The 25,140-nt window shown below is 72.4% G+C and carries 20 protein-coding genes; 10 read left to right on the forward strand and 10 right to left on the reverse strand.

Translation table 11 applies throughout. From position 1 onward, the window contains the following. The first annotated feature begins 139 nt into the window (after positions 1 to 139). The gene (locus BM424_RS04270; RefSeq protein WP_093413807.1) at positions 140 to 2,656 is read left to right on the forward strand and encodes a glycosyltransferase; all 2,517 of its coding nucleotides are present in this window, start codon (positions 140 to 142) and stop codon (positions 2,654 to 2,656) included. Continuing rightward, on the forward strand, positions 2,646 to 3,680 hold the full coding sequence (locus BM424_RS04275; protein WP_093413808.1) for a glycosyltransferase family 4 protein: 1,035 nt from the start codon (positions 2,646 to 2,648) through the stop codon (positions 3,678 to 3,680). Before BM424_RS04270 ends, BM424_RS04275 begins: the two co-directional genes overlap by 11 nt. 328 nt (positions 3,681 to 4,008) lie before the next feature. On the opposite strand, the gene rfbD is transcribed toward BM424_RS04275, so the two are convergent. Together rfbD and rfbB are read right to left on the reverse strand one after the other, a co-directional pair. Then, the gene (rfbD, locus tag BM424_RS04280; protein WP_093413810.1) at positions 4,009 to 4,926 is read right to left on the reverse strand and encodes a dTDP-4-dehydrorhamnose reductase; all 918 of its coding nucleotides are present in this window, start codon (positions 4,924 to 4,926) and stop codon (positions 4,009 to 4,011) included. Beyond that, complete coding sequence (rfbB, locus tag BM424_RS04285; protein WP_093413811.1) at positions 4,923 to 5,912, reverse strand: dTDP-glucose 4,6-dehydratase; 990 nt, start codon at positions 5,910 to 5,912, stop codon at positions 4,923 to 4,925. The genes rfbD and rfbB overlap by 4 nt, the downstream gene beginning before the upstream one ends. A 512-nt stretch (positions 5,913 to 6,424) precedes the next feature. On the opposite strand from rfbB, the gene BM424_RS04290 reads away from it, so the two are divergent. The 5 genes from BM424_RS04290 to BM424_RS04310 all read left to right on the forward strand — a co-directional run bounded on the left by BM424_RS04290 (position 6,425) and on the right by BM424_RS04310 (position 11,768). After that, positions 6,425 to 7,912, forward strand: a complete 1,488-nt coding sequence (locus BM424_RS04290; RefSeq protein ID WP_245775593.1) for an LCP family protein — start codon at positions 6,425 to 6,427, stop codon at positions 7,910 to 7,912. Between the two features lie 362 nt (positions 7,913 to 8,274). Beyond that, positions 8,275 to 8,853 carry a DUF4232 domain-containing protein gene (locus tag BM424_RS04295; protein ID WP_093413813.1) on the forward strand — a complete coding sequence of 193 codons (579 nt, stop codon included), beginning with the start codon at positions 8,275 to 8,277 and terminating at the stop codon, positions 8,851 to 8,853. A gap of 153 nt (positions 8,854 to 9,006) precedes the next feature. Next, complete coding sequence (locus tag BM424_RS04300; protein WP_245775594.1) at positions 9,007 to 10,206, forward strand: LCP family protein; 1,200 nt, start codon at positions 9,007 to 9,009, stop codon at positions 10,204 to 10,206. 10 nt (positions 10,207 to 10,216) lie between these two features. Next, positions 10,217 to 10,930 (forward strand): TIGR03089 family protein, encoded by a 714-nt coding sequence (locus BM424_RS04305; RefSeq protein WP_093413816.1) that lies wholly within the window; start codon positions 10,217 to 10,219, stop codon positions 10,928 to 10,930. A gap of 55 nt (positions 10,931 to 10,985) precedes the next feature. After that, positions 10,986 to 11,768, forward strand: coding sequence for a thioesterase family protein (locus tag BM424_RS04310; RefSeq protein WP_093413817.1), 783 nt, complete (start codon positions 10,986 to 10,988; stop codon positions 11,766 to 11,768). 218 nt (positions 11,769 to 11,986) lie between these two features. Here the strand turns inward: BM424_RS04310 and purE are convergent, their stop codons facing one another. From purE to BM424_RS04325, 3 genes are all read right to left on the reverse strand, one after another. Further along, positions 11,987 to 12,475: a 5-(carboxyamino)imidazole ribonucleotide mutase gene (purE, locus tag BM424_RS04315; protein WP_093414653.1), complete on the reverse strand. Its 489-nt coding sequence runs from the start codon at positions 12,473 to 12,475 to the stop codon at positions 11,987 to 11,989. A 68-nt stretch (positions 12,476 to 12,543) separates the two neighbouring features. After that, positions 12,544 to 13,728 carry a 5-(carboxyamino)imidazole ribonucleotide synthase gene (locus BM424_RS04320; RefSeq protein ID WP_093413819.1) on the reverse strand — a complete coding sequence of 395 codons (1,185 nt, stop codon included), beginning with the start codon at positions 13,726 to 13,728 and terminating at the stop codon, positions 12,544 to 12,546. A gap of 72 nt (positions 13,729 to 13,800) precedes the next feature. After that, positions 13,801 to 14,475: a hypothetical protein gene (locus BM424_RS04325; protein ID WP_245775595.1), complete on the reverse strand. Its 675-nt coding sequence runs from the start codon at positions 14,473 to 14,475 to the stop codon at positions 13,801 to 13,803. Positions 14,476 to 14,801: 326 nt separating this feature from the next. On the opposite strand from BM424_RS04325, the gene BM424_RS04330 reads away from it, so the two are divergent. Both BM424_RS04330 and BM424_RS04335 read left to right on the forward strand, forming a co-directional pair. Then, complete coding sequence (locus tag BM424_RS04330; RefSeq protein WP_093413822.1) at positions 14,802 to 17,318, forward strand: sigma-70 family RNA polymerase sigma factor; 2,517 nt, start codon at positions 14,802 to 14,804, stop codon at positions 17,316 to 17,318. A 163-nt stretch (positions 17,319 to 17,481) separates the two neighbouring features. After that, positions 17,482 to 18,003 (forward strand): GtrA family protein, encoded by a 522-nt coding sequence (locus BM424_RS04335; protein WP_093413823.1) that lies wholly within the window; start codon positions 17,482 to 17,484, stop codon positions 18,001 to 18,003. A gap of 2 nt (positions 18,004 to 18,005) precedes the next feature. On the opposite strand, the gene BM424_RS04340 is transcribed toward BM424_RS04335, so the two are convergent. Then, on the reverse strand, positions 18,006 to 19,280 hold the full coding sequence (locus BM424_RS04340) for an ATP-binding protein (RefSeq protein WP_093413825.1): 1,275 nt from the start codon (positions 19,278 to 19,280) through the stop codon (positions 18,006 to 18,008). Positions 19,281 to 19,286: 6 nt separating this feature from the next. Continuing rightward, entirely contained in the window at positions 19,287 to 19,961 is a 675-nt protein-coding gene (locus BM424_RS04345) for a response regulator transcription factor (protein ID WP_093413826.1), read from the reverse strand. A 123-nt stretch (positions 19,962 to 20,084) separates the two neighbouring features. Here BM424_RS04345 and hisN point away from each other — a divergent pair, with 123 nt between their 5' ends. Beyond that, positions 20,085 to 20,858: a histidinol-phosphatase gene (hisN, locus tag BM424_RS04350; protein ID WP_093413828.1), complete on the forward strand. Its 774-nt coding sequence runs from the start codon at positions 20,085 to 20,087 to the stop codon at positions 20,856 to 20,858. A gap of 15 nt (positions 20,859 to 20,873) precedes the next feature. On the opposite strand, the gene BM424_RS04355 is transcribed toward hisN, so the two are convergent. From BM424_RS04355 to BM424_RS04365, 3 genes are all read right to left on the reverse strand, one after another. Continuing rightward, entirely contained in the window at positions 20,874 to 22,748 is a 1,875-nt protein-coding gene (locus BM424_RS04355) for a DUF2339 domain-containing protein (protein ID WP_093413829.1), read from the reverse strand. Between the two features lie 168 nt (positions 22,749 to 22,916). Beyond that, positions 22,917 to 23,219 carry a hypothetical protein gene (locus tag BM424_RS04360; RefSeq protein ID WP_093413831.1) on the reverse strand — a complete coding sequence of 101 codons (303 nt, stop codon included), beginning with the start codon at positions 23,217 to 23,219 and terminating at the stop codon, positions 22,917 to 22,919. Next, complete coding sequence (locus BM424_RS04365; protein ID WP_093413832.1) at positions 23,216 to 25,138, reverse strand: glycohydrolase toxin TNT-related protein; 1,923 nt, start codon at positions 25,136 to 25,138, stop codon at positions 23,216 to 23,218. The genes BM424_RS04360 and BM424_RS04365 overlap by 4 nt, the downstream gene beginning before the upstream one ends. Positions 25,139 to 25,140 lie beyond the last annotated feature (2 nt).

Consider the following 25,140-nt stretch of genomic DNA (forward strand, 5'->3'; position numbering starts at 1 on the left):
TGCCCGAATCACCAGGGGTTGATGTCGGTTTCGTCCGGACAGTTCGAGGAAAAACTGTCCTCTGGTGAGCCGCGCACCCGAGCCGGGGACGGTGCGCGGCGACCGAATTGACCGAACACCCGGGCGGCTCGGGTGGGCGATGGTGCAGGCTTGGGGCGTGGTCGAAGCGAACCTGCCCGTCGTCTCCGTGATCGTCGTCAACTACCGCGGCGCCGACGACACCATCACCTGCCTGCGCGCGGTGCGCGACGAGCTGGACTACCCGGCCGACAAGCTGGAGGTGCTGTGCGTCGACAACGCCTCCGGTGACGACTCGGCGCGGCGCATCCGCGAGGCGGTGCCGGAGGCGCGACTGATCGAGTCGCCGACCAACTCCGGTTTCGCCGGCGGCTGCAACCTGGCCGCATCCGAGGCGTCCGGGCAGGTCCTGGCGTTCCTCAACAACGACGCCCGCCCCGACCGCGGCTGGGTGCGCTCCGCCGTGGAGGTGCTGCGGGCGGAACCGACCGTGGGCGCCGTGGCCAGCAAGGTCCTGGACTGGGACGGTCGCCGCATCGACTTCGTCGACGGCGGGCTCACCTGGTTCGGCATGGGGTACAAGCGGCACGCGGGTGAGCTCGACGACGGGTCGCACGACGCGGCCCGCGACGTGCTGTTCGGCACCGGCTCGGCGCTGTTCGTGCGGGCCGAGCTGTTCACCGCGCTGGACGGTTTCGACGAGCGCTTCTTCATGTTCTACGAGGACGTGGACCTGGGGTGGCGGCTGAACCTGCGCGGCTGGCGGGTGCGCTACGAACCGAGGTCGCTGACCTTCCACCGCCACCACGCCTCGATGGCCGAGGTGTCCTCGTCGCGCGAGCACTACCTGCTGGAGCGCAACGCGCTGGCCGCCCTGTACAAGAACGTCTCCGAGGAGACGCTGGCGAAGGCGCTGCCCGCGGCGATGGCGCTGGCGGTGCGCCGGGCGACCGCGCGCGGCGAGATCGACCCGACGCAGCTGGAGATCACCCGGCGCGGCGAGTCCGAGGACGACTCGCCGGTGCCGATCGACCGCTCCGCGCTGGCCGGGATGCTGGCGATCGACCAGTTCGTGGAACTGCTGCCGTCGCTGAAGGTCTCGCGCGAGCAGGAGCAGCGGGCCCGGGTGCGCACCGACACCGATCTGCTGCCGCTGATGCGCAAGGCGATGGAGCCCGCCTACCCGCTGCCCCGCTACCTGGCCGCGCACGACGCGCTGGTGGAGGCCTTCGAGCTGGACGAGGTGTTCGGCAGGCCCCGCAAGATCGTGGTGATCACCGGTGACGCGGTGAGCGAGCGGATGGCGGGCCCGGCGATCCGCGCCTGGCACATGGCCGAGGTGCTGGCGGCCGAGCACTCGGTGCGGCTGGTCAGCGTCAACGCGCGGGTCGATCCGCCGGAGTCGGACTTCGAGGTGGTGGCGGCCAAGCCGCGCGAGCTGGCCGGGCACGTCGAGTGGGCCGACGTCGTGGTGCTGCAGGGCCACGTGCTGGAGATGGTGCCCGCGCTCAAGCGCGTCGACTCCACCAAGGTCGTGGTCTGCGACGTCTACGACCCGATGCACCTGGAGCTGCTGGAGCAGGGCCGCGACACCGACGACGAGCGCCGCGCGAAGGACCTCGCCGGTGTCACCGACGTGCTCAACGCGCAGCTGGAGCGGGGCGATTTCTTCCTGTGCGCCTCGGAGCGGCAGCGGCACTTCTGGCTGGGTCACCTGGCTTCGCTGGGGCGGTTGACGCCCGGGCTCTACGACACCGATCCGACGGTGCGCTCGCTGCTGTCGGTGGTGCCGTTCGGGTTGCCGTCGGCGGCGCCGCGACGCACCGCCCCGGCGATCAAGGGTGCCCGTCCGGGCATCTCGGCCGACGACAAGGTCGTGCTGTGGGCGGGTGGCGTCTACAGCTGGTTCGATCCGCTGACGCTGCTGCGCGCGATCGACCGGCTCGCGCAGCGGCGCAGCGACGTGCGGTTGTTCTTCCTGGGCATGAAGCACCCGAACCCGGACGTGCCGGAGATGGGGATGGCCGGGCAGACGCGGGCGCTGGCGCAGCGGCTCGGGTTGACCGACAAGTTCGTGTTCTTCAACGAGACGTGGGTTCCGTACCAGGAGCGGCAGAACTTCCTGCTGGACGCCGATTGCGGTGTCACCACCCACTTCGAGCACGTGGAGACCACGTTCGCGTTCCGCACCCGGGTGCTGGACTACCTGTGGTCGGGGCTGCCGGTGATCACCACCGACGGGGATTCGTTCGCCGACCTGGTGCGTGCCGAGGGCATCGGCGTGGTCGTGCCGCCGGAGGATCCGGAGGCGCTGGCGGACGCGTTGGAGAAGGTCCTCTACGACGACGAGTTCGCCGCGGAGTGCCGTCGCCGGATCGAGCCGGTGCGGGAGCGGTTCACGTGGGAGTCGGTGCTGGCGCCGCTGACGGCGTTCTGCCGCGACCCGCGCCCGGCGGCCGACCGGCTCAGCGCGGCCTCGCCGCTGGTGCGCACGGCGCAGCCGGGCCGGGTGGAGTCGGTGCGACGGGATCTGGCGCTGCTGCGGGAATATCTGGACGCGGGCGGTCCCGCGGAGGTCGCGAAGCGGGCGACGGGGCGGTTGCGGCGTCTCGCCGGGGAACGGCTTCGTGGCCGCTGACCTGCGCGTCCTGTTCGACGCCACGCCGCTGCTGGGTCCGCGCACCGGGATCGGCCGCTACACGGCCTCGCTGGTGGACGCGCTGGTGTCCGATGTGGACGCTCGGTTGATCGGGTTCAGCGCGCGCGGCTGGCGGCGGCTGCGGGACGAGGCGCCTGCGGGGACTCGCGTGGTGGGACCGCCGGTTCCGGCGCGGGCGTTGCGGATGTTGTGGCGCGGCGGGCGGTTTCCGCCGGTCGAGGTCCTGTCCGGACCGGTGGACGTGGTGCACGGGACGAACTTCGTGCTGCCGCCGCCGGCGCGGGCGGCCGGTGTGGTGACGATCCACGACCTGGCGTTCCTGGACGATCCGTCGCTGGCGGAGGCGGATCTGCCCGCGCTGGTGCGGCTTTCGGCGCAGCGCGCCCGGGTGGTGTGCACGCCGACGGAGGCGGTGGCCGATCAGGTCGCCGAGCGCCTGGACGTCGCGCGGGAGAAGCTGGCGGTGACACCGCTGGGCGTGGACCCCGAGTGGTTCTCGGCGGCACCGGTTCCCGACGGGCGGATTCCGGGGGAATATCTGCTGTTCGTGGGCGCGGACGGGCCGCGCAAGGGTCTCGACGTGCTGCGCGCGGCGCTCTCACCGGAGCTTCCGCCGCTGGTCATCGCTGGTCCGGGCGCGGCGGGCGAGGTCGACGGGGTGATCCGCACCGGCTACGTCTCCGACGAGCGGCTGCGGTCGCTGGTCGCCGGGGCGAGCGCCCTGGTGCTGCCGTCCCGCGACGAGGGTTTCGGCCTGCCGGTGCTGGAGGCCCTGGCCTGCGATGTTCCGGTGGTCTGCTCAGACCTGCCCGCGCTCCGGGAGGTCTCGGCAGGCCACGCGATCCACACCCCAGTCGGCGACCCGCTCGCCCTGCGCGAAGCCCTGCACCGCGCCCTCACCTCTCCCCCGGCCCCGGAGCCGGGACGCACCCACGCCCAATCCTTCACCTGGCAACGCTGCGCCGACCAAACCCAAGCCGCCTACCTCCGCGCCCATGCATGAGGGAACCCCTCGGATCATCCGACCCCACGTCCACCCCGATCGAGACAGTTTTCATGAAAACTTCCCCTCCCCCCGATCACCGCAGTTTTCATGAAAACCTCCCCACCCCCGACACCTCACGACCTTGGGTGGGGACAGTTTTCATGAAAACTGTCCCCACCCGAGGAGACCCGCTCGGAAGTCCGTCACCGATGGAATCCCAGGTCATCACCGTTGTCGGGTGAGGACCTCTTGTTCGTCGTCGGGAGGTTTTCATGAAAACTTCCCTCTCCCATGACGTTGCCCGCGGGCGTCTCGGTGGTGGGGGAAGTTTTCATGAAAACTGCGCCTACCGGGGTCGGAAGGCCTCGGGGTTGCTCGTGAGGGCCTCTCGCAGGGCGTCGTGCCAGGGACGCAGCGGGGTGAGGTCCGCGTCGCGCCAGGCGTTGCCGGACAGCACCGAGTAGGCGGGCCGAGGGGTCTTGGTCGGGTAGTCCGCGGTGGTGCAGGGGTCCACCCGCTGCGGGTCGAGGCCGAGTTCGGTGAAGATCGCGCGGGCGAACTCGAACCAGCTGGTGCTGCCGCTGTTGGTGCAGTGCAGCACCCGCTGCGCCGGTCCGCGACCGGCGGCGACGGGTTCGGCGAGTTCCAGCAGTCCCGCGGCCAGGTCGGCGGCCCAGGTGGGCGAGCCGATCTGGTCGTCGACGACGGTCAGCCGGTCGCGCTGGGCGGCGAGCCGGGCCATCGTCTTGACGAAGTTGCCGCCGTGCGCGCCGTACACCCAGGCGGTGCGCACGATCCAGGCGCGCGCACCGGAGTCCAGCACCGCCTGCTCGCCGTCGAGCTTGGTGCGTCCGTAGACGGTGCGCGGCCCGGTGTCGTCGGTGGGCTCGTAGGGCCGGTCGGCGTCGCCGGGGAAGACGTAGTCGGTGGAGACGTGCAGCAGCGGCAGGTCGCCGTCCCGGCAGGCCTCGGCCAGCGCGGCCGGTCCCGCGACGTTGACCTGGCGGGCGCTGTTGGGGTCGGTTTCGGCGGCGTCGACGGCGGTGTAGGCGGCGGTGTTGATCACCACCGGGCTCAGGTCGGCGTCGCGGGCGGCTTCGGCGAAGGCCTCGACGGCGTCGCGCACCTCCTCGCGGTCGGTGATGTCGAGCTCCGCCGAGCCCGGTGCGTGCACGAGGCCGTCGTGCCGGGCGGCGAGGATCGCCGACAGCTCGGAGCCGACCTGCCCCTTCCCGCCGGGGACGAGCACGGCCAGGCGGCTCACCGGGCCACCGCCGCGCGCTCCTTGAGCGGTTCCCACCAGGCGCGGTTGTTCCGGTACCAGGCGATGGTGTCGCGCAGCCCGGTCTCGAAGTCGACCTGCGGGGCGTAGCCGAGCTCCTCGGTGATCTTGGTGTGGTCGACCGAGTAGCGGCGGTCGTGACCCTTGCGGTCGGGAACCTGCTCGACCACGGAGAAGTCGAGCCCGAACTCGGCCAGCAGCCGCTCGGTGAGCTCGCGGTTGGTCAGCTCGGTGCCGCCGCCGATGTTGTAGATCTCGCCGGGGGTTCCGGATTCGGCGACCAGCTGGATGCCGCGGCAGTGGTCGTCGACGTGCAGCCAGTCGCGGACGTTGAGCCCGTCGCCGTAGAGGGGAACCTTGCGCCCGTCCATCAGGTTGGTGATGAACAGCGGCAGGACCTTCTCCGGGAACTGGTACGGGCCGTAGTTGTTCGAGCACCGCGTGATGCACACCGGCAGCCCGTGGGTGCGCTGGTAGGCGCGCGCGAGGAGGTCGGAGCCCGCTTTGGCGGCGGAATATGGCGAGTTCGGCTCGAGAAGATGATCTTCTGGCCACGAACCGGTATCGATCGTCCCGTAGACCTCGTCGGTGGAGACGTGGACGAACCGGCCGACGCCGGCGTCGAGCGCGGCCTGCAGCAGCGCGTTGGTGCCCACCACGTTGGTCATCACGAACGCGTCGGAGCCGGTGATGGAGCGGTCCACGTGGGTCTCGGCGGCGAAGTGCACGACGACGTCGACGCTGGTCATCACGTCCGCGAGCAGGTCTCGATCGCAGATGTCGCCGCGCACGAACCGCAGTCGCGGGTCGTCGGCGACCTCGGCCAGGTTGGCCTCGTTGCCCGCGTAGGTCAGCTTGTCGAGCACGACCACTTCGGCGTCGCCGAAGGCGGGGTAGGCCCCGCCGAGCAGCCGCCTGACGTAGTGGGAGCCGATGAAGCCGGCGCCACCGGTGACCAGAATCCGCATTCCGCCTCTTCCTCGTCCTGCGCGGGCAGTAGGCGCACGGCCCGCGATGGGCAGTCTGACATGCGCCGATGCCCGGCCTCTTTGACTCCCAAGTTACGTACGGTTACGGCACGACTTCGCCCATATGAGTGAGGTCACCAGATTCCGAGGGACCCGTCACGGCCCCGTTGGATCACCGTTAGCCTTCATCAAGAAGTCGGGCAACATCACTCCTGAAGGTGTAACGCTCGCCCCCGCAGCCCCCGAGGAGGAATCGCGTGGACGACCGGCCGAGGCGGCCCGGGAGCCCTGATGGGCGGCCCGGCCGAGGTGTTCCGCCCCGTGGATCGGGTGGCGGATCGGCTCGTTCCGGCGCAGCGGCCGGACGGCCGCAGGGCGCCCGCCGCACCGGTACCCCCAGTGCCGCGAAGGCCGGTGCCACCGGCGCCGCGAAGAGCGCTCCCTTAGCTGCTCAGAGTAAGGCCCCGTCGCCGAAATCCGCTCGATCCGGTGAAGACATCTCGCCCGACGACGTGTGGAGCCGAGGCGGTTTCTGGCAGCGCAAGGCCACCCGCAACTCGGCCCGCACCATCACCGCCCTGCTGTCGGTGATCGTGCTGTGCGTGACCGGGTTCGCCTGGGCGATGTTCCGCCCGGGAGCGGGCGGCACCGGCACCGCCGACGTCATCGGCGGCGGCTTCTCCGCCCCCGACGGCGCCACCGACATCCTGCTGATCGGCAACGACAGCCGCACCGACGCGCAGGGCAACCCGCTGCCCAAGCAGATCCTGCAGGAGCTGCGCACCACCCAGGAGGGCGGCGACCTCACCGACGCGATGATCCTGGTGCGCATCCCCAACGGCGGCAAGAGCGCCGCCGCGATGTCCTTCCCCCGCGACACGATGGTCGACAGCGGTTTCGGCGACGGCAAGCACAAGCTCACCGAGACGATGAACCGCGGCAAGGACGCCGAGCGCGCCAAGCTCAAGGAAGAGGGCGTCACCGACCCCAAGGAGCTCGACGACAAGTCGCGGCTGGCGGGCAAGCAGGCGCTGCTGGAGACCATCGAGAAGCTCACCGGCGTCACCATCGACCACTACGCCGAGGTCAACCTGCTCGGCTTCTACGAGATCACCAAGGCCGTCGGCGGCGTCGAGGTCTGCCTCAACGAGGCCACCAAGGACAGCTACTCCGGCGCGGACTTCAAGAAGGGCGTGCAGACGATCCAGGGCGCCGACGCGCTCGCCTTCGTCCGGCAGCGGCACGGCCTGCTCAACGAGCTCTCCCGGGGCAAGCGCCAGCAGGTGTTCATGTCGGCGCTGGCCCGCCGCATCCTGTCCTCCGGCACGCTGGCCAACCCGAGCAAGCTCAGCTCGCTGATCGACGCGATCAACAAGTCCGTCACCCTCGACCCGGCGCTGGCCAACGACATCCTCGGCTTCGCCGAGCAGATGCAGGGCGTCGCCGGCGGTGACGTCCAGTTCTACAGCGCCCCGGTGCACCTGGTCGGCGAGTCCGGCCAGGAGGACGTGACGCTCAACCTCGCCGAGAGCAAGCAGTTCGCGGCCGACCTGCTGCTGCCGCCGCAGCAGCGCGCCCAGAAGCTGGCGACGCTGAAGTCCCCCACCAAGATCACCACCAGCGTCTACAACGCCTCCGGCATCAGCGGCCTGGCCGCCAACGTGCTGGAGGAGCTGACCGACCAGGGCTTCCAGGAGGGCAGCAGCGCCAACGCCGACACCCGCAGCTCCTCGGTCGTCTACTACGCCAACGGCGAGGAGGACGCGGGCAAGATGGTCGCCGAATCGCTCGGCGGCATGGCCACCGAGCCCAGCCCCAACCTCACCGCGGGCAGCGTCGAGGTCTACATCGGCAAGGACTACAAGGGCCCCGGCAAGCAGAACTTCACCGGCGCCCCCTCCCTCCGCCTCGACGGCCTGAACAAGGCCGCCCCGCTACGCACCCAGGCGGACACGGGCAACGACCCGATCACCGCCGACGGCGTGCCCTGCATCGACTGACGAGCACGAGGGAGCCTTCCTGTCACCGCGCTGGCAGGAAGGCTCCCTTGCTCTCGGGTGACAGGAAAGTTCCCTTCACCCGCACGGCACGTCCGTTCCCCTCGCCGCAGTGACAGCAAAGTTCCCTTCCTCCGCGATGGCAGGAAAGTTCCCCTCACCCCTGTGACAGGAAAGTTCCCTTCCTCCCCGTGGCAGGAAAGTTCCCTTCTTCCGTGATGACAGGAAGGTTCCCTCACCCACGTCAGGGCGATGGGCGAGTTTCTTTCCGGACGCCGGGCAACCACTTCGGTCCCGAGGCGTCTTACGGGTAGAAGCGGGTGAACGCACCCGCGACGCACAACCCCTGGGGGAAGGACTCACTCATGTCGAAGCGACTTCGGACCATCGGCGCCGCGACCGCTCTGCTCGGCGGCACCCTGCTGCTCAGCGCGTGCGGCGGGGCCGCGACCCAGGCCGTCACCGCGACCGGTGCTTCGGCGTCCGACGTCTCGGCGTCCGACGTGTCGGGCTCGAACTGCTCGGCCACCGACTTCGAGATCAAGCTGCAGGCGCAGCCCGACCCGAGCCAGTACCTGCTGACCATGACCAACACCTCGGACAAGGCCTGCGAGCTCGGCGGCTGGGTGAACCTCACGCCGACCAACATGGCCAACGAGCCGATCGAGCAGGTGCGGGGCGTCAACGTCGAGAAGCCCGGCGGGCCCGCCGACATCACGCTGGAGCCGGGTCGGACCGCCTTCGCCGGCGTGCACGCCGAGCTGGGTGACAAGGGCGACCCGAACACCTACGTGGCCAGCGGTTTCGTCGCGACTCCGGCGGACATGAGCGGGTCGGTCAACGCGCCGGTCAACGGCCCGAACAACGAGCCGGTCACCGAGATCCCGCTCAAGGGCCTCCAGGTCGGCACGCTGCAGCCCTCGGCTCAGGGCGTGCTGTTCTGACCTGACACCACCCGCACGACACGACGGGGCCCGCGCCGATTCCGGTGCGGGCTCCGTCGTGTCACGAGTGGGAGAAGGGTTCCCCTCCTCGACCTTCGGAGATCAACTCCGGCGGTTACTGTGAACCCCGGCGCACAACTCGGGGGAGGCGTGGTGGACGAACCGGACCAGGAGCAGGAGCAGCGGCTCCCCGACCCGGACGACACCGGGGAGGCTCCCGTCCGGCGCCGGTCCGCGGCGCGGATCGCCGTGCGCACCGCGATCGCGCTCGCCTCGGTCGCCGTGCTGGGGCTGAGCGCGGTCGGCTGGTTCGTCACCGACCGGCTCAGCGAGGTCAGCTCCGCGAAGGTGCTCACCGAGGTGCCGCAGGCCCCGCCGCCGGACGACGGGGCGACCGACGTGCTGCTGGTGGGCAGCGACAGCCGGACCGACGCGCAGGGCAACCCGTTGCCGCTGCGGGTGCTCAAGCGGCTGCGCACCGAGGCGACCAGCGGGTTGAACACCGACAGCCTGGTGCTCATCCGCATCCCGCACAGCGGCGCGCGGCCGACGGCGGTGTCCATCCCGCGCGACACCTACACCGAGACGCCGTCCGGCCGTCCCGACAAGATCAACTCGGTGTACGGGCTGACCAAGCGGGCCACCTCCGACGAGCTGGAGGGCCAGAACCTCCCCGCATCGGAGGTCGAGCAGCGCTCGAAGGTCGCCGGGCAGCGCGCGCTCGTGCAGACCGTGCAGACGCTGACCGGCATGCGCGTCGACCACTACGCCGAGATCAACCTGCTCGGGTTCTACGAGCTCACCGACGCCGTCGGCGGTGTCGAGGTGTGCTTGAACAACGCGACCAGCGACAAGGACTCCGGCGCCGACTTCAGCGCCGGTCGGCAGACGGTGACCGGTGGCGATGCGCTGTCGTTCGTCCGCCAGCGGCACGGGCTGCCGCGCGGCGACCTGGACCGCATCGTGCGCCAGCAGGTGTTCATGGCGGGCCTGGCCAACAAGGTCCTGTCGACCGGCACGCTCACCGATCCGGCGATGGTCAACGACCTGGTCGCCGCCACCCAGCGCACGGTGGAGCTCGACGAGGCCTGGGACGCGCTGGGTTTCGTGCAGCAGATGCAGCAGATCGCCGCGGGCAGCGTCGGCTTCGTGACGATGCCGGTGCTCAGCGCCGGGGCCCGGGACGAGCGCGGGCAGAGCATCGTGTCGATCGACCGGGACGCGGTGCAGCGGTTCTTCGCCGGGCTGGTGGCCGATCCACCGGGCATGGCGCCCAAGCCCGCGCTGCGCCTCGACGGCAGCGCGCGGCGCGAACCCATCACCTCCGACGGCGACGTTCCCTGCGTGAACTAGCCTGCCGGGAATGAGCATCACCCAGTCCCTCCTCGGCCCGCTGCTGACCACCGGCGCACCCAAGCCGCTGATCACGCACTACGACGACGCCACGGGCGCGCGCATCGAGCTCTCCCGCGCCACCACCGCGAACTGGGCGGCCAAGACGGCGAACTGGCTGGTGGACGAGATCGACCTGGAACCGGAGACGCCGGTGCTGGTGTCGCTGCCCGCGCACTGGCAGACGGTCGGCGTGCTGCTGGGCGCCTGGTGGGCAGGCGCGCACGTGACCGACCGGGCCGAGGGCGCGGAGGTCGCGTTCGTGCCCGCGTCGGACCTGGCGCGCGGCGAGGGAGCGCGGACCGTGGCCGCGGTGGGCCTGGACCCGCTGGGCGCGCCGGTGCGGGACCTGCCGTCCGGCGTCGCGGACTACGTCTCGGACATCCGGGTGCACGGCGACGACTTCCACCCGATCTCCCCGGTGCCGGGCGACGCGCCCGCGCTGCTGGAGATGTCGGTGGACGAGGTCGTCGAGCGGGCCCGGCGCCGGGCGGGCGAGCTGGGCATCGGCCGCGACGACCGGGTCCTGTCCGCCCTGGACTGGACGTTGCCGGACGGCGTCGTGGACGGGTTGCTGTCGGTGCTGGCCGCCGAGGCGGCGCTGGTGCACTGCACCAACCCGGACGCCTCCCGGCTGGACAAGCGGCGCGCCGACGAGCGCACCACGGTCGAGCTCGGGCTCTGAGAGGACCCTCACAAACCGCCCCTACCGCCAAACTACTCGCGGGTAACATCGGTGCATGCGTGATGCCGAGTCCCTGTTCCGCGTGGAGGACGGGTTCCTCGTGCCCAACGAGGCGTCGGGGAACCCCTGGGGCGAGCTGACCGGCGGTGGACCGGTCGCGGGCCTGATCGCCCGCGCCATCGAGGCCGCCAACGACGACCCGGACCTGTTCGTCGCCCGCCTCACCGTGGACCTGATGCGGCCGGTCCCGCGCGCACCCCTGTCGATCGAGGTGCACCCGCTGCGCACCGGCAAGCGGCTCCAGGTGGTGCGGGCGACGCTCACCCAGAACGGCACGCTCTGCACGAACGCCACCGCTCACCTGCTGCGACGCTCCGACCTGGACGGCCCGGAACCCGAGACCACCGTCCCGTTCGCCGGCCCCGAGGGCATCGAGGACCGCACGCTGCTGCCGCCGGAGCTCGGCCTGCGCTGGGGCGTGCACGACGTGATGCAGGTCCGCTGGATCGCCGACCAGTCGGCCACCGGCACCAGCCGCGCGTGGATGCGGATGCCGCTGCCGCTGCTCCCGGGCGAACCCCTCAGCCCCCTGTCGCACGTCGCGATCCTCGCCGACGCCATCAGCGCCGCCAGCCCGGTGGGCACCCTGTTCGGCCCGTGGATCAACACCGACGTCTCGATCCACCTGCACCGCGAGATGCGGGGCGAGTGGCTGGGTCTCGAGATGCAGCGAGACGTCCAGCTCACCGGCATCGGCACGGCCCACGCCCGCCTCTACGACACCGAAGGCCCCCTCGGCACAGCCCAAGAAACAGTCATGGTCAACCAACTCGGCTGACCCCCGGTCGAAAACCGCAACATTCATCGGTCAAAGACCGGGGTTTTCGACCGGTCAAAAACCCCGGTTTTCGACCCCATGAATGTTGCGGTTTTCGACTGCCGGGAGGTCGCTCCGGGTGTGTTGGGGCGGGAGTGGACCCGGGCCGGGGCGTCGTGGAAAGGCAGAGGAGGCGCCGTCCTGGCACGGACGACGCCTCCCCGGGAAAGTCACTCGGGTCAGGATTCGGTGGCTTTGTGTTGGAGGGCTTCGTGCTTGTCGTGGACCATCTTCTCCAGGTCCGCTTGGAAGTCGGCCATCTGGGTGCGGAGGCGGGTGCCGAGGTCGCCGGAGTCGGCCGCGAGTGTGCGGACCGCGAGCAGGCCCGCGTTGCGGGCGCCGCCGACGGAGACCGTGGCGACCGGGACTCCTGCGGGCATCTGGACGATGGACAGCAGCGAGTCCATGCCGTCGAGGTGCTTGAGCGGGACCGGGACGCCGATGACCGGCAGGACCGTCGCCGAGGCCACCATGCCCGGCAGGTGGGCTGCGCCGCCCGCGCCGGCGATGATCACGCGGATGCCGCGGTCGGCGGCTTCGCGGGCGTAGTCCAGCATGCGCTGCGGGGTGCGGTGCGCCGAGTAGACGCCGACCTCGTACGGCACTCCGAACTCGGTGAGAGCGTCACCGGCGGCGCGCATCACCGGCCAGTCGGAGTCGCTGCCCATGATCACACCGACGAGCGGCTGCTCAGTCACGCGGAGAACCTCCCGGAGAAGTCGAAACCTGCTGGAAGTCAGTGAATCTCGTGGCCGTCGAGCCACTCGCCCGCCGACAGCCAGTGCGCGGCCAGCCGCGCCTGCTCGCGGACCTCGGCCATGTCGTCGCCGAGAACCGTGATGTGCCCCAGCTTGCGGCCCGGGCGCTCGCTCTTGCCGTACAGGTGGACCTTGGCGTGCGGGTAGCGGGCGAACAGGTGGTGCAGCCGCTCGTCGACGCCCATTGCGGGCTCGGTCTCGGCGCCCAGCAGGTTCGCCATCACCACCGCGGGCGCGGTCTGCTCGGTGCTGCCCAGCGGGTAGTCCAGCACCGAGCGCAGGTGCTGCTCGAACTGGGAGGTGCGGGAACCCTCGATGGTCCAGTGCCCGGAGTTGTGCGGGCGCATCGCCAGCTCGTTGATGACCAGGCCGTCGGCGGTCTCGAACAGCTCGACCGCCAGAACGCCCGTCACGCCCAGCGATTCGGCGACGGTCAGCGCGATGTCCTGGGCGCGCTCGATGAGCTCCGGGGAGGCGTCGGGGGCCGGGGCCAGCACCTGCACGCAGATGCCGTCCTCCTGCACCGTCTCCACCAGCGGCCACACCGCGCCCTGCCCGAACGGCGAGCGCGCGACCAGCGCGGCCAGCTCGCGGCGCAGCGGGACCCGCTGCTCGGCCAGCAGCGGAGCGCCGCCGTCGAGCAGCTCGGTGACGGTGCGCTCGGCTTCGGCGGCGTCGTCGAGCATCCACACGCCGCGGCCGTCGTAGCCGCCGCGCGCGGTCTTGAGCACGCACGGGAATCCGTGCTCGGCGCCGAAGGCCAGCACGTCGTCGACCGAGGTGATCTCGGCGAACGGCGGCACCGGCAGGCCCAGCTCGGCGAGCTCGCGGCGCATCACCAGCTTGTCCTGGGCGTGCAGCAGGGCGTCCGGGTTGGGCTGGACCGACACGCCGGCGGCCTGCAGAGCGCGCAGGTGCTCGCCGGGCACGTGCTCGTGGTCGAAGGTGACCACGTCGCAGCCCTCGGCGAACTTCTTCAGCGCGTCGAGGTCGGTGTGGTGCCCGAACTCGACGTTCGAGGCCACCAGGGCAGCGGACTCGTCGGCGGAGTTCGCCAGCACCTTCAGCGACTGGCCGAGCGGGATGGCCGCCTGGTGGGTCATCCGGGCGAGCTGGCCACCGCCGATCATGCCGACGACTGGGGTTCCGGTGCGCTGGTCCACGCGTTCAGCCTAAGGTGACGCGCCCCTCGCACCGGCACCGGGACGGGCCAACGCGACCTGCTTCACAAGCGGTCACAGCGACGCCAGCAACCGGCACACCGCGGCGTGATCGCCGGGCAGCGTCTCCTCCTGGAGCCGGATCTGGCCGCAGTCGCGCAGCGCCGGATCGGCGGCCAGCCGGTTCTCGATCATCCAGCGCGCCTGGACGCACCGATGCCGCAGCTGGGGTGTGCGGGGCGCGAGGACCGCGGCGGTGGCCGGGCGGATCAGCGCGGTCGTCTCGCCCGCGTCGAAGACGGTGCGCAGCGCGTCGGCGATGAGCACCATCGCCACCATCCGCGGGTAGCCGTCGGTGGACACCCCCAGCATCACGGTGATCAGCGCGAAGTCCTCGTCGGCGGTGGAGCCGCGCGCGTGCGCCTCCCGGTAGACCTCGTGCAGCCGGGTGCGCAGGTAGCCGGTGGTGTTCAGGCCGGTCAGCGGGTCCTCGACCTCGCGGCCGACGGCCATGCCGCTGACCGCGTCGGCCCAGCCGAGCGCCGTGGTGCGCAGCAGCGAGGACGGCACCGCGTCCGGGTCGGCCGAGACCAGCCCGTCGGTGTCGTCGCCGGAGACCGCGTGCAGCGCGGCGAGGTCCTGCAGGGTGCCGGACAGGCCGACACCGGCCTCGGCGCGGGAAGCGCCGAGCTCGGCGAGCGGGTCGCTGAGATCGTCTCCCGCGACGACGGCCGCGCACACCGCGTCCACGGCGGGCACCTCCCAATCGCTGGGAAACGGCCACCCCGCTGCTAGGCTCGCCGTTCGCCAGCGCAAACGCATCGCTCGCTGCAGACCGCGCGCTGTCGACGTGTCGCACCTCAGTGGCCAGTCCCGCATGCTCTCCGTCCCTCCCCGATGAGCCTTCTCGTGAGCGAGACGAAGCAAGCGGTCGCCCATGACGGTGGAGTCGCTGGCTTTGCCCATACGATTCGGATCACAATGTTCGGCGAATTCCACATCCGGTGGTTTTCGCCGACCGGAGCTCCCAGGTAGGACCGACGAGGACATGCCCCCTCTGGGGAGGAAGGTGCGGCGTGGCTACTGTCCCGGCAGAAGTGCAAGGACCCAGCGACGGCGAACTGCTGGAGGAAGTGCGCGGCGGTTCGTCCCAGGCGTACGCCGAGCTCTACGAGCGCCACGTGGCCGCGGCCTACAACATGGCCCGCCAGGTCGCCAAGTCCGCGGCCGAGGCCGACGACCTCGTGTCGGAGGCGTTCGCGAAGGTCCTCGACACGCTGCGCGAGGGCCGCGGCCCGACCACCGCGTTCCGCGCCTACCTGCTCACGGCCCTGCGGCACACCGCCTACGACCGGACGCGCCGCGAGAAGAAGGTGCAGCTGGCCGACGACGTCGCCGAGGTCTCGGGTGCCGACGTCAGCGTGCCGTTCACCGACACCGCCGTCGCGGGGTTAGAGCGCACGCTCGCCGCGCAGGCCTTCTCCCGGCTCCCGGAGCGCTGGCAGACGGTGCTCTGGCACATCGAGATCGAGGGGCAGACGCCCGCCGACGTCGCGCCGCTGCTGGGGCTGACGCCCAACGGCGTGTCCGCGCTGGCCTACCGGGCGCGCGAAGGACTCCGCCAGGCCTACCTCCAGGTCCACCTGGGACAGCTGGAGGCGGCCGGGTCCGGTGTGGAGCAGTGCCGGGCCGCGGTGGACCGGCTGGGCGCGTGGACCCGCGGCGGACTGTCCAAGCGGGAGACCGCGCAGGTCGAGACGCACCTGGACACCTGCGACCGGTGCCGGGCGCTGGCCGCCGAACTCGCCGACGTCAACGGTGCGCTGCGCGTCATCATCGCGCCGCTGGTCCTGGGCGTCACCGCCACCGGCTACCTGGCGGCGGCCTCGTCGGGCACGGCCGCCGGTGCCGTGGTCGCGGGTGGCGCCGCCGGAGGTGCCGGGGCGGCCGGTGCCGCCGGGGACGCGGCGAGCTCGGGTCCCCGCCAGGCGGTGACCGCGGGTGTGGCCACGGCCGTGCTGGCCGCGGCGATCGCGGTGGCCATGACCTCGGGGACCGACCAGTCCATCCCGGTCGCCCAAGCCCCCGCCGCGCCACCGCCGCCCGCCGCACCGGCTCCGCCGCCCGCTCCTCCTGCGGCACCGGCTCCCGCGCCTCCGGCCGCGCCCGCGCCCGCGCCACCGCCGGCTCCCGCGCCCGCCCCGGCTCCGGCCCCGGCGCCCGCCGCGCCGCCGACCGCGCTGGCTCCGTCGTTGAACGCCGCCGGGCCGTCGCAGCCGCTGCAGCTGGTCGCCGGGGGTGCTCCGGTGTCGGTGCCGATCCGGGTGACCAACAGCGGCTCCGGGCCGTCGGTGCCGGTCACCTCGACGATGGCGCTGCCGCCGGGCGTCACCGCGCAGCCGCCGGGCACCGCGTCCGCACCGGCCGCGACCACCCCGCAGTCCGCTTCGGTCCCGGCGAGCACCTCGCCGGCGTCGGCCTCGCCGAGGTCGCTGCGCACGCAGGCCGCCGGGAGTCCGGCGATCTCCTGCAGCGGGAGTTCCGGGACCGTCACCTGCACCACCGACCGGGGCCTGAACCCCGGCGAGTCGATGGTGTTCGACTACCTGGTGCAGGCCGACGAGTCCGCGACCGGCGGCGAGATCACCGTGAACATCAGCGCCGGTGGCCAGATCGACCTGCGGCTCCCGGCCGTGCCGGTGATCGTGCAGCCGCCGCCCGCGCCCGAACCGCCGAAGCCGCCGAAGCCGGTCGACGACGTCGATCTCCACGCCTGGGCGTGGGACCAGCCGTGGCTGGACGTCAGCCGGATCGCGATCGGCGTGCGCAACACCGGCACCAGCACCGGTCGCGCGGAGGCCGTGGCCACGCTGCCCGAGGGCGTCGAGGCCGACTTCGTGCCGAACGGCTGCAGCACCTCCGGCAACACCGTGACCTGCGTCGATGACGATCTGCGCCCGCAGGAGGGCTTCTACCGGGAGCTGTGGGTCTCCCGCGAGCACGACCACCCGGGCTGGCCGTGGTGGCCGACGCAGGACCCGGACGCGGTGACCGTCGACGGCCGCCGCCAGCACGACGTGTGGGTGCCGATCACCGCGCGGCTCGGCGAGGCGAGCGATCGGCAGGCCGTCCCGCTGCGCCTGTGGTTCCCGTGGTGGCCGCCGAAGCCCCCGGCTCCGCCGACGACCCCGCCCACGACACCGCCGACCACGAGCACGACGACGACCACGACGACCCGGCCCGACTGCCCGCCGTGGTGGCCGCCGGGGCACTCCGGCGAGCCGCCGTGGCCGGAACCCGGCAGCGGTCACGGTCACGGCAACGGGCACGGCAACGGGCACGACCGGCCGTGGGACCACTGCGGACCGCCGTCGCACGAGCGCCCGCTGCCCCCGCCGCAGCCCTCACCGACGACGCCCCCACCGGCACCCACGACGACGACCGAGCCGCCGCCGACGTCCACGACGAGCCCGACGCCCAGCTCGACCCCGAGCTCGACGCCTCCCCCGTCGTCCACGTCGTCGTCGACGCCCCCGCCGACCACCACGACCGAGCCGACGACGTCGTCGACCACCACGAGCTCCGGATCCTGACCGGTCCGTCCGGTTCTGTCGAAAACCCCGGTTTTCACGCGACGAAAACCGGGGTTTTCGTCGCGATGAATGCCGGGGTTTTCGGCGAGCGCGACGGCAGGAGTGACGTGGGCTACTGCGGTCGTGGGGTGATGGGTCGAGACCACTCCGTAGACTCGGGGACGTGTCCGTTGCAGATTCGGTGCTCACGCGGGTCCCGCAGGCGTACCGAGCGCTCGCTGTGCGGCACCGGGAGCTGCTCAAGTTCGGTGTCGTCGGGGCGATCACGTTCTTCATCGACACGGGCATCTTCTACGCGCTCAAGCTGACGATCCTCTCGCCGAAGCCGGTGACCTCGAAGGTCATCGCGGTGCTGGTGGCGACGCTGGTGTCCTACGTGCTCAACCGGGACTGGTCGTTCCGCACGCGCGGCGGTCGCCGCAGGCACCACGAGGCGACGCTGTACTTCATCATCAGCGGCATCGGGGTGGGCCTGTACTCGGCGCCGCTGTGGGTGTCGCGCTACATGCTGCACCTGCAGACGCCGTTCACCAGCAGGCTCGTCGAGGAGATCGCCGACTTCACCGCCGGTCAGGTCGTCGGGCTGCTGCTGGGCATGGCGTTCCGCTGGTGGGCGTTCCGCAAGTGGGTGTTCCCCACCGATCACGAGGACGACGACCAGCGCGAGAACGCCCTGGCGCGCTGAGATCAGCGCGGTGTCGGTTCCGGCTTCCACGGCAGGCCCAGCACGTCGTCGGCGCGGGCCACGCGCAGGAACACCTCGAACATCGCCGGTCGCGCCTGGCTGAGCTCCAGCCGCCCGCCGTCGGCCTCCACCAGCGCCCTGGCCAGCGCCAGTCCAACGCCCGTGGAGCCGTGGCCGGAGAAGCCGCGCTCGAAGACGTGCGGCACCAGCGCGTCCGGCACGCCCGATCCGGCGTCGGAGACCTCGATGACCACGGTGCCGCCGCCGTGCCGGGCGGTGAGCGTGACCGGTCCTTCGCCGTGCCGCAGGGCGTTGTCCAGCAGCACCCCGATCGCTTCCCGCAGCCGGGCGGGGGTGGCGCGGGCCAGCAGCTCGTCGGCGACCTTGAACCGCAGGGCCCGGCCCTGGGCGCGCAGCGGTTCCCGCCACTCGTCGGCGACCTGGGTGAGCAGGCTGGTGACGTCGAGGGGTTCGGCGTCGCGGGCGCGCGCGGCGGTCGCGGCGGCCAGCAGGTCGTCGAGGACCGCGGAGAGCCGTTCGGCCTGCTCCAGCGCGGCCCGCGCCTCCTCGGCGACGTCGGCGTCCTCGACGGCGGCCAGCGCCTCCAGCCGCAGGTGCAGGGCGGTCAGGCGGCTGCGGAGCTGGTGCGAGACGTCGCCGACGAGTTCGCGTTCCCGCTGGACGAGCTGCGACAGCGCCGCGCCGGAGGCGTCCAGCGCGTCGGCGACCCGGTCCAGCTCGGGCACCTCGTGCCGCTGCGGGTCCGGGCGGAAGTCGCCTGCGCCGAGCCGGGCGGCGCGGGAGGCGACGTGGCGCAGCGGGTCGGCGAGCCGCCGCGCCGTCACCGAGGCGACGATCATGCCGGTGCCCGCCGACAGGACCACCAGCATCAGCACCAGGCCCGCGACCTGGAGCTGCTGGGCGCGCACCGGGGTGCTGGGGGCGGCGATGGTGACCGTGCCGCTCTGCACCATCGGCACCATCTGGACCAGCGGGTCCTCGCCCGGGTCGGGGCCGTAGACGTAGTCGTGGGCCTGGGTGCGCACGACGAGCCGGGCGCCGCGCGGGACGGCCAGCCGCACCGCGTTGAGGTCGATCGGGTGCTGGTTGGCGACCTGCTCGTCGAGCAGCGTGGCGATCTGCTGGGCGCGGGTCGACAGGTCCGCGCCGGTGAGGTCCTGGACGAGCTTGAGGGCGGTGAAGCCCAGCGGGAGCCCCAGCACGACGGTGGTGACGGCCACCGCGAGCAGCGTGGCCTGCAGAATCCGGCGGCGCATCCGCGACTAGTCCGAGTTGAAGCGGAACCCGACGCCGCGCACGGTGGCGATGCGGGTCTCGTCGAGACGGCCGTTGGTGTCGCTGAGCTTCCTGCGCAGCCACGAGATGTGCATGTCGAGGGTCTTGCTGCCCTTGCGGTCGGACTCCGGCCAGACCTCCTCGAGGATCTCCTCGCGGGTCACGACCTGCCCGGCGTGCTGCATGAGCACCCGCAGCAGCTCGTACTCCTTGTTCGCCAGCTGCACCTCGTGCTCGTCGACGAGGACGCGCCGCGCGGTGAGGTCCAGGCGCACGCCGGAGTGCTCGAGGGTTTCCGGCGCGCCGCGGCGCAGCAGCGCCCGGATGCGGGCCATGAGCTCGGCGAGCCGGAACGGCTTGGCGACGTAGTCGTCGGCGCCGGCGTCGAGTCCCACCACGAAGTCGACCTCGTCGGTGCGCGCGGTGAGCATCAGCACCGGCAGCCCGCGGCCTTGCGCGCGCAGCCTGCGGCACACCTCCAGCCCGTCCATCTCCGGCAGGCCGAGATCGAGAACCAGCAGGTCAACGCCACCTTCGGCGGCGGTGCGCAGCGTCGAGGGACCGTCCTCGATGACCTTCACCGTGTAGCCCTCGCGCTGCAGCGCCCGGGACAGCGGCACAGCGATGGCCGGATCGTCTTCTGCCAGCAACACCACGCTCACGTGCCCCAGACTAGTTGGCCCGCGCGATCTCGTCCGCCGCGTGGGCCGTTGGGCGCGCTCACGACCGGTGCTGCTACCGCCCTGGGCGGGGTCGCCGGGCGCGAGGCGTTAGGGTTCCGGGTCGTGACCAGCGATCTCGACCTCGCCCTGCAGCTGGCCGACGTGGCCGATGCGATCACCACGGCCCGGTTCCGCGCCCGCGATCTCGGCGTCGACCGCAAACCCGACCGCACGCCGGTGACCGACGCCGACCTGGCGGTGGAGGACGCGGTGCGCGAGGTGCTGGCCGAGCAGCGGCCCGGCGACGTCGTCGCCGGTGAGGAGCGCGGTGGCACGGCCGGGGACGGTCGCGCGTGGGTGCTCGACCCGATCGACGGCACGAAGAACTTCCTGCGCGGTGTCCCGGCGTGGGCGACGTTGATCGCGCTGGTCGACGAGCAGCGCCCGGTGGTCGGGGTGATCAGCGCTCCGGCGCTCGGCAAGCGCTGGTGGGCGGCCTCCGGTGCGGGCGCGTGGTCCCGGACCGGGCGGGGCGAGCCGGAGCGGATCTCGGTGTCGGGGGTGCGCGACACCGCCGACGCCTACGTCTCGACCACGCACCTGGGCACGTGGGTGGAGCACCACTCGCGGGAGTCCTACCTGCGGTTGGTCGACGCGTGCTGGGAGAACCGGGCGTTCGGCGACTTCTGGCAGCACTGCCTGGTCGCCGAGGGCGCGATCGACATCGCCGCCGAGCCGATCGTGAACCCGTGGGACGTGGCCGCCGCGCAGGTCCTGGTCGAGGAGGCCGGCGGCAGGTTCACCGACCTCTCCGGCGAGGCCCGCTACGACGGCGGCAACGCCCTGTCGACCAACGGGCACCTGCACGACGAGGCGCTGCGCCTGCTGCAGCGCTGAGCCCCCGCCGTTCGGCTATTCGGCCTGCCTGGTCAGGAGTTTGGTGTAGCCGACACCCGCGGTGAGCAGGATGAGGCCCGCGCAGAGGAAGGCGATGACGCGGGCGAAGCCGTCGAGGGTGCCGAGGTCGAACAGCAGCAGCTTCGCCAGCGACACGGCCGTGAGCACCAGGCCGCCGATGCGCAGGTGCCGGACGCGCACCCCGCGCAGCAGCAGGGCGATCGCGAACACCACCCAGCACAGGGTGATCAGGATGTGCCCGGTCAGGAACGCGCCGCGCGAGTCGCTGACCAGCAGGCAGGCGGCCATGGTGGCGCCGGCGGTGCCGTAGAGCAGCGCGATCGCGGCCGACGCCCACAGCGGCAACGACTTCGGGAGGCTGCCGATCGCGCCGAGCCGCACCCCGGCGGTGGGCAGCGCGACCGCGACGGCGGTGATGAGCAGGCCCGCGACCAGCCCCGCCACCCCGGCGGGCTCGTCGAAGGTGAGCAGCGCGGAGATCGGCAGCTCGTTGCCCAGGGTCATGAAGAACCCGAACACCGCGTAGCAGGCGGCGCCGAGCAGGATCCCGCGGCGCCGCAGCAGGTGTCCGGCGGCGGTCAGCAGCAGCGCCTCGCAGAGCAGGCCGGTCGCCCAGCTGGACACGTCCAGCGCGGTGATGGTGGCCTGGCCGGTGGCGATCGCGGCCATCGCGCCGGCGGCCGCGAGGAAGCGGCTCGGCAGCCAGTCGGCGAACGCGGGCAGGTAGCGGCCGACGGCCCAGATCGCGGCCAGCAGCAGCGCCATCCCGGCACCGGTCGCGGTCGCCTCGGCGCGCTCCAGCAGCATCGGCCCGGCCAGGAAGGCCGGGGTGGGTGCGGCGACGAGCAGGCCGATCGCGGTGCGCTCGGCGGCGGGCCGGAACCCGGCGGTGATGGCGGCGACGACCACGCCGATCACGGCCGCGGCGAGGATCGCGGGCACCAGCACCGGGTTCGGGGCGAACAGGCCCCAGACGGCTCCGGTGAACGCGGCCAGCACGGTCGGGACACCGGCGGCGAGCGCGAGCCCGCCCCAGCCGCGCCGCACCTGCACCGGGGCCGCGGCGACCTGCAGCAGCACCACGAAGCCGATCAGCAGCGCGTCGGAGCGACCGGTGATCATCGGCGCGCAGATCGCCGAGGCGAGCACGACGCCGACGGCCAGCGGCTGCGCCTGCCAGCGGTCGGCGAGCACCAGGCCGCCGACGGCGACGAGCAGCCCGGCGCCGAGACCGGCCGGGACGGGCAGGAAGTCGTAGAGCGCGGTCGCGGCGACGACGTCGAGGAACAGCGCGGCGAAACCCGTGGTGGCCAGCGCGATCGAGGCCACCCGCTGCTCGGCGGCCGTCCGGTGCACCCACCAGCCCGCCGCGATCAGCAGCCCTGCCAGCACGGCTCCTCCGGCGACCCGCGCGCCCGGCCCGACCCAGTCCTGCTGGACGGCCAGGACCAGCAGGAACACCACGCCGAGCAGCGTCACCCCGCCACCGACCCAGGCCAGCACCCGGCTCGGCTCGAGATCGGCCCGCAACCACCGCCGAGGCTCGGCCACGACCCGAGACGGGTACGACGGCACGGCGGCCTGCTGCGAGGACGCAGCCTGCTGAGCACCGGAGGCTCCCAGAACCGAACCGCCCTGCCCAACCGAACCGGCCTGCTCGGCCGAGCCGCTCGACCCGGCCGAGGCGGCGTGCCCCGCCGAGCCGGTCCGTTCAGCCGTGCCGGGCTCCCCCGACGGAGCCGCCACCTGCTGAGGCCGGTTCACGGCCTCGCTCTGCAACACGCTGCCCAGGTACGACAGCCGCTGCCCGATCGCCGCCAACTCACCGGCGACCAACTGAAGAGCGTCCCCCTGCTGCGGATGCGACATGCGGACATGCTCCACGCCCCTCACCCGAAAGGCATCGGTAGCACTACTCAGATCCACCCCGCGGTCAAAACCTGCGGTATTCGTCGGGTCGAATACCGCAGTTTTTGACCGGTCGAATACCGCGGTTTTTGACCCGACGAAACCTGCGGTTTTTGACCGCGGGACGGGTTATTTGGGGAGGGGGGTGCCTTGGGGTGGGGTGGTGGTGACGTCGACGGGGCCGACGACGCCTCGGAGGGCTTGGGTCCAGGTGAGCCTGCCGAAGAGGTAGAAGCAGGCGACCTGCTCGTTGCTGAAGCTCGCCCAGTCGTAGCGGTTGCCCTGCTCGCGCCAGAAGACCTCCCAGGCCGGGCCCGCGTCGGTCTCCACCCGGATCAGGCACCACGAGTCGTCGGCCTCGGCGCCGACGGAGACGAGCTCTTCCGGGACGCCCATCGCGATCAGCCAGCCGAGTACCGATTCGCTGTTCACCGCGTGCTCTCCTGTTGCCGTTCGTCCGGTCCTTCTTCCGGCTGTCCTTCTTCCGGGGGCTCCTCGGTGCTGCCGGTGAGCACCAGGCGCAGCGTCGAGGCCTCCGCCAGCTCGCGGGTCCGGGTCAGCTCCACCAGGTAGCCGAGGCCGACGAGGTCGGCGGCCGAGTAGGTGGCGCGGTAGCGGACACCGCCGCCGGACTGCTCGAACCACGGCGCGGCCACCGACCGCCACACGGGCAGCGGTCGCATCAGCCGGTATCGCCGGTAGTCGCGCTCGGCGTGGCCGGGCGGCAGCGAGCGGTGCGCGAACGGCGTCGCGACGGCGCAGAACAGCCGCCCGTCGCCGGTCCCGAGGAGGTCGAGGACGGTGTCGGGTTCGAGCACCACGGGCTCGCCGGGCTCGAACCCGCCCTCCGGGTGCTCCTGCGGCCAGCGGTCGCCCTCGCCGTAGCGGTGCTCCCACTCCAGTTCGCTGAGCTCGCCGAGCGGGTCGTGCCCGGTGAGCAGGTCGGCGGGGAGCCCGGCGCGCTCGGCTCGTTCGGCGCGGTCGCGGCGGGCGTCCTCGTAGACGGCGGTGGAGCGGGCGCGGCGCAGCGCGTCGGTGTCGTCGACGAGGTCGGAGCGCGGGTGGTCCTGCGGCGGGAAGTTCAGCCCGTCGCGGGTGTCGTCGGGTTCGCGGGCGGGCAACTGGCGGGTGGCCTGGTCGGCGGCCACCGGCATGTAGCCGATCGGGAACTGGTGCAGCACGAAGGCGACCACGTCGGCGTTGCGGGGCCCGTGGCGCAGCGGTCGCTGCGGTGGTTCCGGTGCCGCCGGTCCCGGTTGGGCCTGCGGCGGAAGCGGCCGCAGCGCCCCGCGCTGGACGTTCGGCGCGGGCGCCGACGGACGGTGCGCGGGCCGGTTCTGCCCCTGCGGCGGCCCGGCGTGGCCGTAGACGGCGGGGCCGCGACCGGGCTGGGGCGGTCGCGCCGGGCCGGGCCCCTGCGCGGGAGCGGGCTGGGGGTGTCCGGGTGCGACGGCGTACCCGCCCGGCTGCTGAGGCTGCTGCGGCGGCGGGGCCGGCGCGGCCGGTGGCGGCGGGGGTTGCTGTCCGGGCTGCTGCCCGGCCCACGCGGTGTGCGAGGTCTGCGGGGCGGTGCTGGGCGCCGGGTCGTGGCCGCCGGTCACCGGGATCGGCCCGGTTCCGGCGTCGGCGAGCCGGGGTTCCCACCCCGGAGCCGCGGGGCCACCGAACCCGCCTTCCGGGATCTGCTCGCGCAGCGTCTCCTGCGCTCCCCCGACTGCGTCCACAGCACGTTCCGCTTCCTCGACCGGACCACCGACAGCACCGGGCACCGCTTCGTCCACTGTGGACTCGACGGTCCCGGTTCCGGTGTCCAGCCTATGGCCTGCGCCGGGGCTCGCGTCCGCCAGAGCACCGGAGGACTCGGCCTCCAGCGCCGCGGCGAGGTTCTCGTGCACCTTCGCGACACCGGCCGCGGCCCCGCTGACCGCGGTGTCGAGCCCGGCCAGGGCGTGCGGATGACCCGCGGCGGCCGCCTGCTCGGCGGCGTCGGTCTGCTTGGCCAGCGCGACGAGTTCGCGCACCAGCTCGGCCTTGGCGGCGCCGACGTGCTCGGCGGCCCGCTGCAGGCGGTCGGCGTTGTCCCGGCACTTCCGCGAGGTCGACGGCAGGAGGCCGTCGTCGGCGGCGAGGCCGTCCCACTCGCGGCGCGCGGCCTGCGCGGCCTCGCCGTCGAAGGAGCGCAGCGCGCCCTGCGCGGTGGTGTCGGCGTCGCGGGCGAGCGCGTCCAGGGAGCGGGCGGCGTCGCGCCAGGCGGTCGCGGCCTCGCGCATCCGGTCCTCGTCGGCGGCGGGCCAGCGGACGCCGGCGCGGGCGGCGACGTCGCGGAGCTCGGCGGGCAGTTCGAGTCCCACGG

Origin of the sequence: Saccharopolyspora flava (assembly GCF_900116135.1) — a bacterium.
GTDB lineage: Bacteria > Actinomycetota > Actinomycetes > Mycobacteriales > Pseudonocardiaceae > Saccharopolyspora > Saccharopolyspora flava.

Excerpts from the sequence above, each read along its gene's own strand:
- BM424_RS04270 (WP_093413807.1), top strand. The coding sequence starts at position 140 with ATGGTGCAGGCTTGGGGCGTGGTCGAAGCGAACCTGCCCGTCGTCTCC.
- BM424_RS04340 (WP_093413825.1), bottom strand. The coding sequence starts at position 19,280 with ATGCGCCGCCGGATTCTGCAGGCCACGCTGCTCGCGGTGGCCGTCACC.
- rfbB (WP_093413811.1), bottom strand. The coding sequence starts at position 5,912 with ATGCGGATTCTGGTCACCGGTGGCGCCGGCTTCATCGGCTCCCACTAC.
- BM424_RS04355 (WP_093413829.1), bottom strand. The coding sequence starts at position 22,748 with ATGTCGCATCCGCAGCAGGGGGACGCTCTTCAGTTGGTCGCCGGTGAG.
- BM424_RS04310 (WP_093413817.1), top strand. The coding sequence starts at position 10,986 with ATGCGTGATGCCGAGTCCCTGTTCCGCGTGGAGGACGGGTTCCTCGTG.
- BM424_RS04305 (WP_093413816.1), top strand. The coding sequence starts at position 10,217 with ATGAGCATCACCCAGTCCCTCCTCGGCCCGCTGCTGACCACCGGCGCA.
- BM424_RS04295 (WP_093413813.1), top strand. The coding sequence starts at position 8,275 with ATGTCGAAGCGACTTCGGACCATCGGCGCCGCGACCGCTCTGCTCGGC.
- purE (WP_093414653.1), bottom strand. The coding sequence starts at position 12,475 with ATGGGCAGCGACTCCGACTGGCCGGTGATGCGCGCCGCCGGTGACGCT.